16 protein-coding genes and 1 tRNA gene are annotated in these 15926 nt (G+C 62.6%); 11 read left to right on the top strand and 6 right to left on the bottom strand.

Annotated features, from left to right (window positions below; genetic code table 11):
• Window positions 1-94: 94 nt before the first annotated feature.
• From VGP39_RS15055 to VGP39_RS15030, 6 genes are read left to right on the top strand one after another with little or no spacing between them, the layout of a single operon-like run.
• Entirely contained in the window at window positions 95-841 is a 747-nt protein-coding gene (locus VGP39_RS15055; protein ID WP_327568898.1) for an SDR family oxidoreductase, read from the top strand.
• A gap of 29 nt (window positions 842-870) precedes the next feature.
• The gene (locus VGP39_RS15050; RefSeq protein WP_327568897.1) at window positions 871-1161 is read left to right on the top strand and encodes a hypothetical protein; all 291 of its coding nucleotides are present in this window, start codon (window positions 871-873) and stop codon (window positions 1159-1161) included.
• A 25-nt stretch (window positions 1162-1186) separates the two neighbouring features.
• Window positions 1187-1645, top strand: coding sequence for a hypothetical protein (locus VGP39_RS15045; protein WP_327568896.1), 459 nt, complete (start codon window positions 1187-1189; stop codon window positions 1643-1645).
• A complete protein-coding gene (lpdA, locus tag VGP39_RS15040; protein ID WP_327568895.1) occupies window positions 1646-3046 on the top strand; it encodes a dihydrolipoyl dehydrogenase in 1401 nt (466 codons plus the stop codon).
• 36 nt (window positions 3047-3082) lie between these two features.
• Window positions 3083-3607 carry a hypothetical protein gene (locus VGP39_RS15035; RefSeq protein ID WP_327568894.1) on the top strand — a complete coding sequence of 175 codons (525 nt, stop codon included), beginning with the start codon at window positions 3083-3085 and terminating at the stop codon, window positions 3605-3607.
• 4 nt (window positions 3608-3611) lie between these two features.
• Window positions 3612-4508 (top strand): alpha/beta hydrolase, encoded by an 897-nt coding sequence (locus VGP39_RS15030; protein WP_327568893.1) that lies wholly within the window; start codon window positions 3612-3614, stop codon window positions 4506-4508.
• A gap of 150 nt (window positions 4509-4658) precedes the next feature.
• On the opposite strand, the gene VGP39_RS15025 is transcribed toward VGP39_RS15030, so the two are convergent.
• Both VGP39_RS15025 and VGP39_RS15020 read right to left on the bottom strand, forming a co-directional pair.
• Window positions 4659-5249: a DUF4337 domain-containing protein gene (locus VGP39_RS15025; protein WP_327568892.1), complete on the bottom strand. Its 591-nt coding sequence runs from the start codon at window positions 5247-5249 to the stop codon at window positions 4659-4661.
• Window positions 5250-5454: 205 nt separating this feature from the next.
• The gene (locus tag VGP39_RS15020; RefSeq protein WP_327568891.1) at window positions 5455-6426 is read right to left on the bottom strand and encodes a tyrosine recombinase XerC; all 972 of its coding nucleotides are present in this window, start codon (window positions 6424-6426) and stop codon (window positions 5455-5457) included.
• 161 nt (window positions 6427-6587) lie between these two features.
• On the opposite strand from VGP39_RS15020, the gene VGP39_RS15015 reads away from it, so the two are divergent.
• Both VGP39_RS15015 and VGP39_RS15010 read left to right on the top strand, forming a co-directional pair.
• Entirely contained in the window at window positions 6588-8801 is a 2214-nt protein-coding gene (locus tag VGP39_RS15015) for a primosomal protein N' (RefSeq protein ID WP_327568890.1), read from the top strand.
• A gap of 566 nt (window positions 8802-9367) precedes the next feature.
• The gene (locus tag VGP39_RS15010) at window positions 9368-10885 is read left to right on the top strand and encodes a M20 family peptidase (RefSeq protein ID WP_327568889.1); all 1518 of its coding nucleotides are present in this window, start codon (window positions 9368-9370) and stop codon (window positions 10883-10885) included.
• A gap of 52 nt (window positions 10886-10937) precedes the next feature.
• Here VGP39_RS15010 and VGP39_RS15005 read toward each other — a convergent pair whose 3' ends face one another.
• Entirely contained in the window at window positions 10938-12212 is a 1275-nt protein-coding gene (locus tag VGP39_RS15005) for a PQQ-dependent sugar dehydrogenase (RefSeq protein ID WP_327568888.1), read from the bottom strand.
• 75 nt (window positions 12213-12287) lie between these two features.
• On the opposite strand from VGP39_RS15005, the gene VGP39_RS15000 reads away from it, so the two are divergent.
• Both VGP39_RS15000 and VGP39_RS14995 read left to right on the top strand, forming a co-directional pair.
• Window positions 12288-12734: a hypothetical protein gene (locus VGP39_RS15000; RefSeq protein ID WP_327568887.1), complete on the top strand. Its 447-nt coding sequence runs from the start codon at window positions 12288-12290 to the stop codon at window positions 12732-12734.
• Between the two features lie 33 nt (window positions 12735-12767).
• On the top strand, window positions 12768-13019 hold the full coding sequence (locus tag VGP39_RS14995; protein WP_327568886.1) for a hypothetical protein: 252 nt from the start codon (window positions 12768-12770) through the stop codon (window positions 13017-13019).
• A 65-nt stretch (window positions 13020-13084) separates the two neighbouring features.
• On the opposite strand, the gene VGP39_RS14990 is transcribed toward VGP39_RS14995, so the two are convergent.
• The 3 genes from VGP39_RS14990 to VGP39_RS14980 form a co-directional block, all read right to left on the bottom strand.
• Window positions 13085-13696, bottom strand: coding sequence for a GDYXXLXY domain-containing protein (locus VGP39_RS14990; protein ID WP_327568885.1), 612 nt, complete (start codon window positions 13694-13696; stop codon window positions 13085-13087).
• Complete coding sequence (locus VGP39_RS14985; RefSeq protein ID WP_327568884.1) at window positions 13696-15048, bottom strand: DUF2157 domain-containing protein; 1353 nt, start codon at window positions 15046-15048, stop codon at window positions 13696-13698. Before VGP39_RS14985 ends, VGP39_RS14990 begins: the two co-directional genes overlap by 1 nt.
• Before the next feature lie 73 nt (window positions 15049-15121).
• A tRNA-Gly gene (locus VGP39_RS14980) sits at window positions 15122-15196 on the bottom strand.
• A 290-nt stretch (window positions 15197-15486) separates the two neighbouring features.
• Here VGP39_RS14980 and trxA point away from each other — a divergent pair.
• Window positions 15487-15926, top strand: a 440-nt coding sequence (gene trxA, locus VGP39_RS14975; RefSeq protein WP_327568883.1) for a thioredoxin, incomplete at its 3' end; no start/stop codon positions are given.

Genomic DNA, 15926 nt, shown 5'->3' with positions numbered 1-15926 from the left:
ATCGACGGCAAGGAAGCGGTGACGTTTTTGGTGCGGGTCAAAGAGAGCCTGGAAGACCCGGCGCGGCTGGTGCTGGATCTGTGATCGGGACGTCATGACCGATCGCGTTGTCATAATCACCGGCGGCAGCCGCGGCATCGGCCGCGCCACCGCGATTGCTGCCGCGTCGCGCGGTTTTAAAATCTGCTTCGGCTATGCCGCCAACGAAGCCGCGGCGCGCGAAGTGGTGTCCACCATCGAAGCCAAAAATGGCAAGGCCATCGCGGTGAAATGCGATGTTGCCAGCGAGAAGGATATCTTGGGTTTGTTCAGGGCGGCCGACGAATTCGGCACACTCGGTGCGCTGGTCAACAATGCCGGCATCATCGGGGTCACGTCCCGCGTCGACGAGATGTCCGCCGAGCGCATCCAGCGCATGATGGCGATCAATATCACCGGCAGCATCCTGTGCGCGCGCGAGGCGGTGAAGCGGATGTCGACGCGCCATGGCGGCAAGGGCGGCGTCATCGTCAATCTGTCGTCGGTCGCCGCGAAACTCGGCGCGCCCAACACTTACGTCGATTACGCGGCCTCCAAGGGTGCGATCGATTCCTTCACCATCGGTCTCGGTCATGAGGTCGCCGGCGAAGGCATCCGCGTCGCGGCGATCCGGCCGGGGCTGATCGACACGGAAATCCACGGCAGCGGCGGCGATCCCGACCGCGCACATCGGCTGGCGCCTATGGTGCCGATGAAACGCGTCGGCAGCGCGGACGAAATCGCCAACGCCATCGTCTGGCTGATGTCGGACGATGCCTCCTACGTGACCAGCGCCATCCTTGATGTGTCGGGCGGGCGGTAATACCTTCAGGCGGTGACGGAGAGAGTGCCGTGACTGAAATTATCGCCATGCTCAGTGCGGAGCCAGTTATATTCGGCGTCGTCAAGATCGTCTGGAAGGACGGGTTTTCCGGCATCGTTGATTTGCGGCCTATACTTGCAAAAGGTGAGATGTTCAACTTCCTTCGGGTCGATCCTGCCCGCTTTGACGATCTCAAGCTCGAAGATTACGGTCACTGTATCTTCTGGCTTGACGACGACGGTGATGAAATCGATTTTGGCTCGGACTCGCTGCGCCAACGCGCGGAGCGACAGGCTCGTCTTCTTCATCTCGCAGGTTGAATACAAACGCGCTCGGAGTTGCCATATGGCTGAAGAAATCGATCTTCGGTTTCTGGGTGAACAGATCAGGCGCCTGCAGGGCGACGTCAGACAGGTGAAGTCCGACATGGCGCAAATGCGCACGGATGTCGGGGGTGACCTGGTTGCGCTCAGGCATGACATGGTCGCGGTCAAGGCCGAGCAAAGCCGGGCCGACGGCAGGCTGGAAGCATTTCGCGAGACGGTCGATGATCGGTTTGAGCAGCAGATCGAATTGATCAAATCGAGCTTCAGAAGCTTGTCCCAGGAAATCGCAACGTTTCGCGAGTCGGTCGATGACCGGTTTAAGTCCATCGATGGCCGGTTCGCGTCCGTCGATGGTCGGTTTGAGTCCATCGATGGCCGGTTTGACTCCGTTGATGGCCGGTTTGAGCAGCAGCTTGAATTGATCAAATCGAGCTTCAAAACACTGTCCCAGGAAATCGCAACGCTGAAGAAGAATTAGATGGCATACGATCTCGTTGTTATCGGCACCGGTCCTGGCGGCTATGTCTGCGCGATCCGCGCGGCGCAACTCGGCATGAAGGTGGCCGTGGTCGAGAAGTGGCCGACCTTCGGCGGCACGTGCCTGAATATCGGCTGCATTCCGTCGAAGGCACTGCTGCAGGCATCGGAGCGTTTCGAGGAAGCGAGCCACGCGCTGCCGAAGATGGGCGTCGTGGTCGGCAAACCAAAACTCGATCTTCCCACCATGATGAAATTCAAATCCGACGGAGTCGACGGCAACACCAAGGGCATCGCCTTCCTGTTCAAGAAAAACAAGATCGATTCCTATCAGGGCACCGGGCGCATCGTCGGCACGGGCAAGGTCGAGGTGAAGGCGGCCGACGGCAAGGTCGAGACGCTGGAGACCAGGAACATCGTCATCGCCAGCGGTTCGGACGTGGCAAGACTGAAAGGCATCGAGATCGACGAAATGCGCATCATCTCTTCGACCGGGGCGCTGCTGCTCGACAAGGTGCCGGAAAAGATGCTGGTGATCGGCGCCGGTGTGATCGGGCTCGAGCTTGGCTCGGTGTGGCGGCGGCTGGGATCGGAAGTCGTGGTGGTGGAATTCCTCGACCGCATTCTTCCGGGCATGGACGGCGAAGTCGCAAAATCATTCCAACGCATCCTTGAAAAGCAGGGCATGGTATTCAAGCTCGGCGCCAAGGTCACCGCGATCGACGCTTCCGGCAAAATGTTGAAGTCGCAGGTCGAGCCCGCCGCCGGCGGCGCCGCAGATACCATCGACGCCGATGTGGTGCTGGTCTCGATCGGGCGCGTGCCCTACACCGAAGGGCTCGGGCTGAAAGAGGCCGGCGTCGAACTCGACCCGCGCGGCCGCGTGCAGACCGACGGACATTTTGCCACCAATGTGAAGGGCGTCTATGCCATCGGCGACGTGATCGCGGGCCCGATGCTGGCGCACAAGGCCGAGGATGAAGGCATTGCTGTCGCGGAAATCCTCGCCGGGCAAGCCGGCCATACCAATTACGACGTCATTCCCGGCGTGGTCTATACCTCGCCGGAAGTCGCCGCCGTCGGCAAGACCGAGGAAGAACTGAAGGCGGCAGGCGTAGCCTACAACGTCGGCAAGTTCCCGTTCACCGCCAATGCGCGCACCAAGGTCAACCAGACCACCGAGGGGTTCGTGAAAATTCTCGCAGATGCGAAGACGGATCGCGTGCTCGGCGTTCACATCGTCGGCGCGGAAGCCGGCGAAATGATCCACGAAGCCGCCGTATTGATGGAATTCGGCGGTTCGGCGGAGGATCTGGCGCGCACCTGCCACGCCCATCCGACGCGTTCGGAAGCGGTCAAGGAAGCCGCGCTTGCAGTTGGCAAACGCGCCATCCATATGTGATCATTGTCCGGTACGCCGGACCGTGGACACGCATTCATGCTGCGCCGCATTCTCCAGCCGCTGTGGGTTCTGCTTGCGCTGATCTTTTTGATCGAAGCGTGGCTGTGGGATCATCTGGAGCCCGTCGTCGAGCGCGTAGTGGCGTGGATTCCGCTGCGCGCCTTCAAGGTGTGGCTCGCCGAACGTGTCGACACGCTGTCACCGGCGATGACGCTGATCGTCTTCATCGTGCCGGTGGTCCCGCTGTTTCCGCTGAAGATGTTCGGGCTGTGGCTGCTCGCCAACGAGTATTGGGTCAGCGCCGTCGTCATCCTCGTGCTCGCAAAATTCCTCGGCCTCGGCGTCGCGGCTTTCATCTTCGACGTGACGCGGCCGAAACTGTTGCAGATGGCCTGGTTCGAAAAACTGTATGACTGGGTGATGATGTTGCGCGCCAAGGCCCATGCCATCATCGATCCGGTAAAATTGCGGATCAAGAAAGCCATCGGTGCGGCCCGCGGGTCCTCGCGCTTGTTGCGGATGATCCAGCAGTTCCGCAAGCGCGTTCACGCTGCGCGGTAATCCCTTGGCGCAACCGGCTCGCATTAAAACCCCCGTGCTCGATGTCGCCTATGAGCAGAGCGGTCCGGACGATGCCCTGCCGGTTCTGCTGTTGCACGGCTTTCCCTACGATCCGCGCGGCTTCGACGAGGTCGTGGCGATGGTCAACGCCGCGGGCTTCCGCACGGTTGTCCCGTATCTGCGCGGCTATGGCGGCACCCGGTTCTTGTCCGCGGAGACGCTGCGTTCCGGCGAGCAGGCCGCACTTGGACAGGATTTGCTGGAGTTGCTCGACGCGCTTCACATCGAGAAGGCCGTGCTGGCGGGATATGACTGGGGCGGCCGCGCGGCCTGCGTGGTGTCGGCGCTGCGGCCGGAGCGGGTCGCGGGCCTTGTCAGTTGCACCGGCTACAACATCCAGGACATTGCCAACTCCCGCAAACCCGCCGATCCGGAACACGAGGCGCGGCTCTGGTATCAGTATTATTTTCACATCGAACGCGGCCGCAACGGCCTGACCCAGAAGCGCCGCGAGATTTCCCGCTTGCTGTGGAAGATGTGGTCGCCGACCTGGGCGTTCGACGAGGCGACGTTCGAGCGAACGGCTGCGTCGTTCGACAACGAAGATTTTGTCGATGTCGTGATCCATTCCTATCGGCATCGCACCGGCAGCGTTGCGGGCGATCCGCGCTATGCGCCGGTCGAGGCGCGCCTGGCCGCGCAGCCGAAGATCAGCGTTCCCACCATCGTCCTTCACGGCGCCGATGACGGCGTGATACCGCACCGCGGGTCGGAAGCGCATGGCAAGCATTTTAGCGGCCCGTATCAGCGTCGTGTGCTGGCGCGCGTCGGTCACAACCCGCCGCAGGAAGCGCCGCAAGCTTTTGCCGACGCGGTGCTGGAGCTTTGCAAGAATGCTTGAGTAAGGCCCGTGTCCCGGACGCGGTGCGGCATTCTTATGCCGCTCCGCAGAGCCGGGACCGTTACGAACACTGCGCTGGCGACGGCCCCGGCTTAGCAGCGCACCACGCCGCAAAATGCGGCGCGCTGCGCAGCATCCGGGGCGCGGGACCTACATCAGATGCACCGAGTGCGGCGCGAACAGGCCGATCGCGGTAAAGGCGAGGCCGACGATCGCCAGCAGGCCGGAGATCCACGCCAGCACCATCATGCCGGTGATGATGGTGGCCGACGCCAGCACGATGCCGATCTGGAAGGCGGCGGAGGCCACCTCGTAGTGATGGTATTTCGCCAGCGCGAGGTCGCGTTCGTGCTCGGCGTGTTTGGCGCGTTTGGCCAATTCCTCCGAGCCTTCACCGGTTTCCGGCTCCGAGCGGTAACGCGCCGCGGTCTTGCCCCACTCTTCAATCTGCTTTTTCAGCGCGGCCTTGGCGGCGTCGTCGCCCATGACGCCGAGACTTAACTTGGCCTGATCCGACGTCGCCTGCACCACGGTGCGGCGGATGCTCTTGGCCTGAAAGAACGCCCAGAGGTTGGAGGCTTCCACGTTCTTGCCGAGGGCCTCGGTCTGGGCGCCCTTGCCCAGCGTCTCCGAGAACGCGAGAAACAGCGCGATCACCGCGATCAGCAATGCGATCTTCTTGTTGGAGCCGGAAGCATGCTCGGCATGCTCGGCGTGCTCCATGCTTTCATGTGCGCCCATGATTCCCTCCCGGCGGAACTGCGCGAGCATTGGCCGATAGGCTTGGCTCGTGCAAGGGGAATGTGGCGGTCCCCCACCGTCATTGCGAGGAGCACTTGCGACGAAGCAATCCAGTCTTACTGCGGAGCCGCTGGATTGCTTCGCGAAATCTGTCATCGGGCGGCGCTTTGCGCCGACCCGCTGACTCGCAATGACGAAAGGAAGCTCAGGCCCTGGGATGCGCCGTCTTGTAGACCTCGAACAGCCGTTCGGTGTCGATGCCGGTGTAAATCTGCGTGGTCGAGAGCGAGGCGTGGCCGAGCAGTTCCTGGATCGCGCGCAGATCGCCGCCGCGGGTCAACAGGTGCGTTGCAAAGGAGTGCCGCAGCGCATGCGGCGTCGCGCTGTCGGGCACGCCGAGCGCGCCGCGCAACCGTTCCATGGCGAGCTGAATGATCCGCGGGCTCAAGGGGCCGCCGCGTGCGCCGACGAAGACCGGTCCTTCGGCGGGGAGGGGGTGCGGGCACATCGCGACATAGGCCTGGATCAGCGCGAGCACGTTCTGCAGCACCGGCACCATGCGCGTCTTGTTACCCTTGCCGGTCACGATCAGCACGTCGCCGGCGCCGGGGAGCGGCACCTCGCGGCGCTTCAACCCCAGCGCTTCGGAGATACGCAGGCCGGAGCCATACAATAGCGCCATTACGGCGGCGTCGCGCGCCCAGATCCACGGTTCGCGATTTTCGCCGGCGCGCTCGCCGGCCTCGGTGAAGCGTTTGGCCGCGGCCATCTGGATCGGCTTCGGCAGGCTCTTGCCGACTTTTGGCGCGCGGATCGCCGACAGGGCGCCGACCTTGCCCTTGCCTTCGCGTTCAAGGAAACGTCCGAATGAGCGCAAGCCCGCCAGCGCACGCATCAAGGATCGCCCGCCGATGGCGTCGGCGCGCCGCGACGCCATGAAGGCCCTGATGTCGCTGGCTTCAAGCGCGGCAAAGCGCGACAGCGCTACCTGCGCGCCCCAGTGCTTGCTGAGGAACATCAGGCACTGGCGGACGTCGCGGGCATAGGCCTCCAGCGTCTTCGGTGACAGCCGCCGTTCGGCGCGCAGATGCGACAGCCATCGCGTCATCTGCAGCGCGATATCGTCGGCGGCGCAGGCGAGATCAATTTGCGGCGCTATGGGAGCAGGCTTGGCCATTGGTTCTCGAAGCAGGTGAGATAAGGCCGATACTATCACACCCGGGTGGTTTACCTTTGGTGAACCGCGTGAATTTCGTTCCCTTCACACGCTCGTGTCGCTGGCCCCGACCGGCGCGCGACCTTAAGTTAGCCTCATCCTCACCTCGAGTCTGATTCCGGATGGACCACTTTACGCGCACCGGCACGTCATCTGCAGCGTCAGCCGCGCGCGTGGTCGATGTACTGGTGCCGGTCGCGCTCAATCAGGCCTATTCCTACCGCGTGCCGCGCGGCATGGAACTTAAGCCGGGCGACGTGGTGTGCGTGCCGCTGGGACCGCGCGAGGTCATCGCGGTGGTGTGGGCCGAAAACGCCAATCCCGATCCGCGCCTGCACAATCGCCTCAAGGACGTCGGCGAAAAGCTCGACGTGCCGCCGCTCCGGGACGAACTGCGTAAGCTAGTCGACTGGGTCGCCGATTACACGCTGTCGGCGCGCGGCATGGTGCTGCGCATGACCTTGCGGATGGGCGAGCATCTCGGCCCCGAGCGGACGCGGCTGGGGGTGCGGCTCGCCGGCAAACCGCCGCAGCGCATGACGCCGGCGCGGCGCAGGCTGATCGAGGTTTTGTCGGACGGCCTGCTGCACGGAAAATCCGAAGCCGCCAGGGCAGCCGGCGTCAGCGCCGGCGTGATCGACGGCTTGGTCGACGAGGGCACATTGGCCACCGAGGCGCTGCCGCCGGCACCGCCGCCGCCTGCGCCCGATCCCTCCTTCGCAATGCCGGATTTTTCGCGCCAGCAGCGCACCGCGGTGGACGCGATGCGGGCGCTGGCGGCGAACGGCAGCTTTCACGTCGCGCTGCTCGACGGCGTCACCGGCTCCGGCAAGACCGAGGTTTATTTCGAAGCCGTCGCCGAGATTATCCGGCGCGGTAAACAGGCGTTGATCCTGATGCCGGAGATCGCGCTGACCGGGCAATTCCTCGATCGTTTTGCCGCGCGTTTTGGCGTGCGGCCGCTGGAATGGCATTCCGAATTGACGCCGCGCACCCGCGCCCGCAACTGGGCGGCGATCGCGGCGGGCGAGGCGCAGGTCGTGGTGGGCGCGCGCTCGGCGCTGTTTCTGCCCTACGCCAATCTCGGGCTGATCGTGGTCGATGAGGAGCACGACCAGGCCTACAAGCAGGACGAGGGCGCGCATTATCACGCCCGCGACATGGCGGTGGTGCGCGCCAGCATCGCCAAAATTCCGGTTCTGCTGGCGTCGGCGACGCCCTCGCTCGAGACCGAGGTCAACGCGCGCAAGGGCCGCTACCAGCGCGTGGCGCTGCCGCAGCGCTTCGGCGGCCAGCACATGCCACATATCGAGGCCATCGACCTGCGCCGCGAGGCGCCGCCGCGCGGACGTTTTATTTCGCCGCGGCTGGCCGAGGAGATCAAGCTTGCCGTCGAGCGGCGCGAGCAGGCGCTGCTGTTTCTCAATCGCCGCGGCTATGCGCCGCTGACACTGTGCCGGGCCTGCGGGCATCGCTTCGCCTGCACCATCTGCGATGCATGGCTGGTGGACCACCGCTTTCGCCAGCGCCTCGTCTGCCATCACTGCGGCTTCTCGATGCCGCGCCCACACGTCTGTCCGCACTGCGCGGCGGAGCAATCGCTGGTGGCGGTCGGTCCCGGCGTCGAGCGCCTCCAGGAAGAGGCGGCGGCGCTGTTTCCGGAGGCGCGCACCATGGTGCTGTCGAGCGATCTCGTCACCTCGATCGAAACCATGCGCAGCGAACTCAACGAGATCGCGGCGGGCCGCGTCGATATCATCATCGGCACTCAGCTGGTGGCCAAGGGCCACAATTTTCCGCGGCTCAATCTGGTCGGCGTAGTCGATGCCGACCTCGGCTTAGGCAACGGCGATCCGCGCGCCGCCGAGCGAACTTTTCAACTACTCAATCAGGTGATTGGACGCGCCGGGCGCGATCAGGGCCGCGGCGTCGGCTATCTGCAGACCCATCAGCCCGAGCATCCGGTGATGAAAGCGCTGGTCGCCTGCGACCGCGAGGCGTTTTACGCCAGCGAGATCGAGCAACGCGAACGCGCGGGCTATCCACCGTTCGGAAGGCTGGCGAGCCTGATCATTTCCGGCGGCGATCGCCCCACGGCAGAAAGTTTTGCGCGGAGGCTTGCGGCCATCGCGCCGATCGATCCGCGCATCCAGGTGCTGGGGCCGGCGGAGGCGCCGCTCGCGGTGATCAAGGGCCGCTACCGCTTCCGGTTATTGGTGAAGTCGGCGCGTGGTGTGGATTTGTCGGAATACTTACGCGAATGGCTCGCGGCGGGACCGAAGACCAAAGGCAATTTGAAGCTCGAGGTCGATGTCGATCCGCAGAGTTTTTTGTAGTACGATATCGAACTTGCTCCTATCTGCTGGGATGTTTGAATGACTAACGGAAATTCGAAACCAATTGTTTCGTGATAATGTCTTTCGGTGGGAACTCTGCATTACAAGATCATTACGAGCATGGCATAAAGCCGATTGTTACAAATTGTGGATGCGATTGTGTCAGGGCTGACGAAGTTGAACACAACGGCCGGATTACCGATAAGATATTAAGCTTGATGAGAGGTGCGACCTTCATCATCGCAGATTTGACTGACGAAAAGCTGAATTGTTATTACGAGTTAGGTTACATTCATGCACTTCAGAAGGACGTGATTCACACGATAAATAAACAGAGTGCTCTGCACTTTGATGTTAAGGACTATAATTTTATTATTTACGACAGGCTGCAGGATCTTCGCGAGCGATTATTCTTGCGCCGCGCCCACCCTTGAAACGTTATGGTGGGCACGCCATCGGGCGCGCATTCGCGCGACCCGTTGGCTTTGCCCACCCTACGAAAATGGTCCGGGCTCCGCGCAGAGCGTGAAGAACGCTGCAGCGCGTCCGGGACACGGAGAAAAACGATGCGCCGGCCGTTACGATTGATTCGCAATACAGCACTGGTAATCGTCGTGGCTGTCGCGATTCTCGCCGGCGTCCTGCTGTTCAACGTTATCGCTCACACCTCGCGGCAGATTCAGGTTGCCGCCGTACCCCGCGTGCAGGTGGACGAACAGGACGCCGCGGCGCGGCTCGGCGAGGCCATCCGCTTCCAGACCATTTCGAACTTTCTCAATCCGGATTCCGGCGCCGAGGCGCTGCGCGGCCTGCAGGCGCATATCGTCAAAAGCTTTCCAGCATTTCATGCCGCGGCGAAACGCGAGATCGTCGCAACCTACAGCCTGCTCTACACGTGGGAGGGGTCAGACCCGAAGGCTGCGCCGATCGCGCTGCTGGCGCATCAGGACGTGGTTCCGGTTTCCCCGGGCACGGCGAAAGACTGGCAACAGCGGCCGTTCGACGGCGTCGTCGCCGATGGTTTTATCTGGGGCCGCGGCTCGTGGGACGACAAGGGCAACCTCTATTCGATGCTGGAAGCCGCCGAGCAGATGGCGAAGCAGGGCTTTCGCCCGAAACGGACGATCTATTTTGCGTTCGGCCACGATGAGGAAGTAGGCGGCACCCGGGGTGCAAAAGCGATCGCGGCGTTGCTGGCGTCGCGCGGTGTGCGGCTCGAGTTCGTGCTCGACGAGGGCCTGCTGATCACCGACGGCATCGTCAAGGGCCTCGACAGGCCAGCGGCGCTGATCGGCGTGGCTGAGAAAGGCTACGCGACGCTGGTGCTGACGGCGCATGCCACGCCCGGTCATTCATCGATGCCGCCGCGCGACACCGCGATCGGCATGATGAGCGCGGCCCTGGCGCGGCTGGAGGACAACCGGCTGCCGACTCAGGCGCGCGGCGCGGTTTCTGAAATGTTCGCCACGCTGGCGCCGGAAATGAAGGGCTTCAACCGCGTCGTGCTGTCCAACCTCTGGCTGTTCAAGCCTCTGCTGCTCCGCGAATTTGAAAAAACCGGACCGACCGAGGCGACGATCCGCACCACCACCGCGCTGACCATCTTCAATGCCGGCGACAAGGACAACGTGCTGCCCGGCAATGCCGCGGCCACGGTGAATTTCCGGCTGATCCCCGGCGATACGCAGGCGAGCGTGACCGACCACGTTCGCCGCACCATCGGCAACGATCGAATTACCATCGAGCCGTTTGCCGGCAATATCGATCCGCCCGCGGTGACGGCGACCTCCAGCGGACCCTACCGCGCGCTCAACCGTACCATCCGGGAGATTTTCCCCGACACCGTCGTCGCGCCCGGCCTGATGGTGGCGGGCACCGACTCGCGCCACTACACCGAAATCAGCGACAATGTCCTGCGGTTCACCCCGGTTCGCGCCAACGCCGACGACCTGAAACGATTTCACGGCACCAACGAGCGGCTCAGCATCGAAGGCTATGCCGACATGATCCGCTTCTACCGGCGGCTGATCGAGAACACGGCGGGGTCATTCGTCATTGCGAGAAGCGAAGCGACGAAGCAATGACGGGACGGCTGCGGCGGCCACAACACCGCCGCAGCCTTCGCTCATTCACACGCTACTTGCTGTAGCTGATGCGATAGATCGCGCCGGCCCAGTCGTCCGCGACCAGGATCGAGCCGTCCTTGGCGAGCACGATATCGGCCGGACGGCCGAGATAGCCGGTGTCGCCTTCGAGCCAGCCCGATGCAAAAATCTCCTCCTTGGGGTTCTTGCCGTCGGGACCGACGATGACGCGCTTGATGCGCGCGCCCTGGTATTTGTGCCGGTTCCAGGAGCCGTGCTCGGCGATCAGGATGTTGTTCTTGTACTCAGGCGGAAATTGATCGCCGGTATAGAACTTCATGCCGAGCGGAGCCACATGCGCGCCGAGATTGAGCACCGGCGGGGTGAACTCGGAGCACTGATGGCCCATGGCGAATTTCGGATCCGGCATGTCGCCCTGGTGGCAATACGGATAGCCGAAGTGCTCGCCGATCTTCGAGATCATGTTGAGCTTGTCGCTCGGCATGTCGTCGCTGATCCAGTCGCGGGCGTTCTCGGTGAACCAGTATTTGCCGGTGCGCGGATCGACGTCGCCGCCGACGCTGTTGCGCACCCCGAGCGCCCAGATTTCGGCGTTGCCGGTCTTCGGGTCGACGCGGCGGATCTGCGATACCGAGGTGGGCGGGATGCCGATGTTGAAAGGAGGCCCGAACGGCAGGTAGAACCAGCCGTCCTTGTCGACGGCGATATATTTCCAGCCATGCGCCGCATAGGACGGCATGTCGTCATAGACAACCTTGCCTTCCGGCATCTTGTCGAGATTGGCTTCGGCATTGTCGTATTTCAAAAGCTTGTCGACCGCGATGACGTAAAGCGCGCCGCCTTGGAAGGCGAGGCCGGTCGGCATGTTGAGGCCCTTGAGGATGGTCTTGACCTCCTTCTTGCCGCCCTTGTCGGTGATGGCGTAGACGTTGCCGAGGCCGAAGGAGCCGACGAACAGCGTGCCGTTGTCGCCCCAGGCCATCTGCCGCGCGGCGAGCACGCCGGGCGCGTAGACTTCGATCTTGAAGCCCGCCGGCAGTTTTATCTTCTTCATCATCGCCGCGAGTTCGGCCTCCGAAGCGCCGGTCGGCGGCCCCGACGGCGGCGCCTGGCCCTTCTGCGCTTCGGTCTCATCGCCGAGGAACCAGTCATCGGGCGGATTGGTCCAGAATTGCTTGGTGCCGGACTCGTATTTCTTCAGAGCTTTTTGCTGTGCGCTGGCCTCGGTGGTGGCCAGATTTGTGATCGCCGAGATGGCGAAGGCGGCGGCGCACGCAAGCATGGATCGATTGAAAGCCGATTTCATCGCGTCACTCCCTATGCGGCCCGGTCGAGCCGCGCCTGTTATTTGTTCTGAACGCTACCAGAGACGAGTCGTGTGGTGGTCGTTGGGGTAGACCGCAAAATGCTACCACATCCGGGCAAAGAGAGAAGCGCGCACCGCGCGACCCTGCCGGGCAGAGCGGTATTGAGAAGAAATTTCTTCAAGCCGGGCAATTGGGATAATTTTGGGCTTGCTCGCGCTGCATCGCATCACCCGTTCAACCGGGCATCGCTACCACCGAAGCGAGCTTTGTGCTATGCACACCCCATGACAGCGAACAAACTCAAGGAAGTTTTGGAACTCGCCAAAGCGTGGCCCGAAGCGGCTCAAGCTGAACTCGCTGAACTTGCGCGCGAGATCGATGCCGGGCTCGGCACCGGCAAATATCATGCGACGCCGGAAGAACTTGCGGGCATTGACCGGGGCCTCAAGGCCGCGCGCGAAGGCCGATTTGCAACTGACGAGCGGATCGAAGAGCTTTTCAAAAAGCACCGGCCTGCATGAAGGTCGTTTACACCGACGACGCATCCGAAGACCTTGACGAGATTCCTGCCCTATATCGCTTCTAATTATCCAGCCGTCTACGACGCGTTTTTGATCCGGTTGCGATCGGTGATTGCTCGTATTGGCATGTGGCCAGATGGCGCCCAAGAAGTCGCCGAACGACCAGGTGTTCGGGCCGTGCCGCTGCTCCGATATCCTTACAAAGTGTTTTATCGGAATACTGGAGAGGTGGTCGAGATCATGTACATCCATCACGCCGCGCAGGACGAACGACGGGACATCTGAGTCAGCTATTAGGCCCCGATATCGAAGTGGGTGGAGCAGCCAGCCCTTAGCCCGAAGATCATTCGTCAATACGGCGGCTCATCATAAACCGGCTTGCCGTCCATCAGCAGGCGCTTGATCGCGGCCTGGCCGGACGGCGCTATGGCGGCAACGACCTCCAACAGCGCTTTTGGGGTTGTCTCGATTTTCTTCCCCTCGCCCTCCGGCACGAAATAACTTTCAAGGCCGTAGCGCACCCCGACAGCGTTGCTTCCGAGCTTGCAGTCCCTGACCCCGGTTTCGTTCAACGGACAGGCCGAGGGAGAAGACACAACGCCTGAGATAACGATGTCGGTCCCGGAAGCTGCAGGCCGTTCGGCCGAAATTGCAACGGCCTTCGACTTGTTACTGGCGTCCGGGCGCAGGGTCACGAATACCTGCTGGCCCCGCGTGAAGGAACTCGCTGCATCCTTCGGCAGATCAACCGTGCCGATACGATAATTGAAAACGACATAATCGCCGCGAAACAGAGCGCGCGGATCGACCGGCACGACCTCGAGCCGCGCCTCTTGGCCGCTTCGGAGTATCGCTGCGCGCTGCACAACGGTGGCCAGGATCAGCCCGCACAGCACCAGCGCGGCAAGACTATAGCGCAGCAGCCGCGGCACGCGGCCGATGAAATTGTCGATTCCATTCATCAGGTTGAACTCCCTGATGGTTGTGCAATGTCACGTCTTGACCGGTTTGCCAGCATGCGCGCGCCTGCTGCGAGGCCAACCAGCGCAGCGCCGGCAACAAGGAAGAACAACGACTGGTTCAGCAAGGTGCCTATGGTAAGCCAAAGCAGGATCAGTATCGAAGCAACGAACACCGCGTAACCTGCCGCAATCAATGTTCCGAGGCCGGCGAGAAGCCCGCCCGCAATCAAGGCCAGTGTGCTGGCGAGCACGGCGATCGGGACGAGCACGCGAATGGGAATGTTGGTTCCGGCAAAGCCGGCAAGCATCAATGGGATTGTCAGGCCGGCGACACAAGCCGCAATGATGACGAGTCTGCCTTTGTCTCTTTCCGGCCGCAAGGCCGCGAGCGCCGCCAGCGCGACCAGCGCCGCTCCATAGGCCAGATAGATGTAGGAATCGACGGCATGCACGGTGACGCGCGACTCTTCCAGAACCAGAAAGATTTCAGCGCAGAGCAGTATTCCGAAAATCCAGGAGCCCCATGGCAGAAGCGCCTGCATGACGGCGGGCCAGCCCCGGTCCAGAGCCAGCAACCCGATCGCGATGTAAGCTGCCGACAATGCGAGGCCTCCATCGATCAGTCTGAAAAAATACTTTCCACCGGCCTGCGGTACCAACAACGTCGCCAACCAAACGCTAAGGGCCAAAATCGCCACGTGCGCGAGCAGACGATTTTCACGGCCCAGGGCCAGCAGGAAACCCGGCACGAACAGCAGCAGAAACGACCAATGGATTTCGCGCCATTGCCAGGCGTCGAACCTTCCGCATGACCATGACGTCATCGCCACGAAGGCAATGACGAGCGGGCCGTTCTTGCCCGTCAATGCCGCGGCTGCCAATCCACCGATCGCGATCAGCATCGCGCCGGCCGGCCAGTCAGCCGGCAGGTGATACATCTGACCGACAAGCGCGACGCCCGCGCCAAAGCAAAGCGTAGCCAGCGTAACCGCCGCATCGGCGCCGTTCGGCATCCCGCGCCGTTCCAGAAGCAAGGCGGAAAAAAAGCAGCCCGCAATCAGCACGAGGATGCCGGCAAGCCTGACAGTGCGGGGAATCTCCTGCCAGTTCGCCGCAACGAAAGCGCTGACGCTGGCCGCCAGCAGGAGCGCCCCGAGCATGGCGAATAGTGCGGGGAGGCGCGAGGCCGCTTCCTCGCCAAATCGTGCCGTGCGGATGGAATTTGCGGCGGCGCCGGAAATCACGCCGCCCGCGACCCATTTGACGAGGTCGGCCTCAAGCTGTCGCCGATATCCCCGCTCGAACACCTCTATCCTCGCTTGTGGCTCGCGAATTATAGACACCCAGCACATTGGCGCCACACGACAAAGCCGCCAAACGGCGGCCTTGTTGTCAAAATCAGCGCTTTGCCATTTCGAGAATCCCTGGAGCGGGCGAAGGGATTCGAACCCTCGACCCCGACCTTGGCAAGGTCGTGCTCTACCACTGAGCTACACCCGCATCCGATGGAATTGGCGGCGAACAAGGTGCCGGCAACGGGCAGAGCTATGCCAAATGCGGCCGGTGAATGCAACAGGTGCGAAATGGCGCAGGATCGCCCTTTAAACCGGCCAAAACTGCCGGTTGCACGCAAACCGGCCCGAAACGGCCCGGGCGGCGAGCAAATCGCGCCGCGAAAGTCCGGCCAGCGGCCGCATCGGCGGGTTCCGCCGGATTGAAAATTGCGTTCCCAGCGCCATTTAAGGCCGTGCTAGAACCGGGCATGTTCGAGACACCAAGGCGAGGATGACGTGAGCATTTTGGAGCAAGGTAGCGGACCGGCGCCGCAGGCGGCGGCGGATCTGATCAAGGACACCACGACGCAGACCTTCGTGAAGGACGTGGTCGAGGAATCCAAGCGCCAGCCGGTGCTGATCGATTTCTGGGCGCCGTGGTGCGGCCCCTGCCGGCAGCTCACCCCGATCCTTGAAAAGGCCGTCCGGGCCGCCAAGGGCCGGGTAAAGCTGGTCAAGATGAACATCGACGACCACCCCGCGATCCCGGGCCAGATGGGCATCCAGTCGATCCCCGCGGTGATCGCCTTCGTGGGCGGCCAGCCCGCCGACGGTTTCATGGGCGCGGTGCCGGAAAGCAAGGTCACCGAATTCATCGACAAGCTGACCGCCGGCGTGCCCGTTGCGGGCGAGCCCAATATCGCGGAAATCCTCAAAGAGGCCGAAACGCTGCTGGC

It is taken from the genome of Bradyrhizobium sp. (assembly GCF_036009065.1).
Taxonomy (GTDB): Bacteria; Pseudomonadota; Alphaproteobacteria; order Rhizobiales; family Xanthobacteraceae; genus Bradyrhizobium.
The sequence above is the reverse complement of the archived record's forward strand: the minus strand, read 5'-3'. Positions and strand labels throughout refer to the sequence as shown.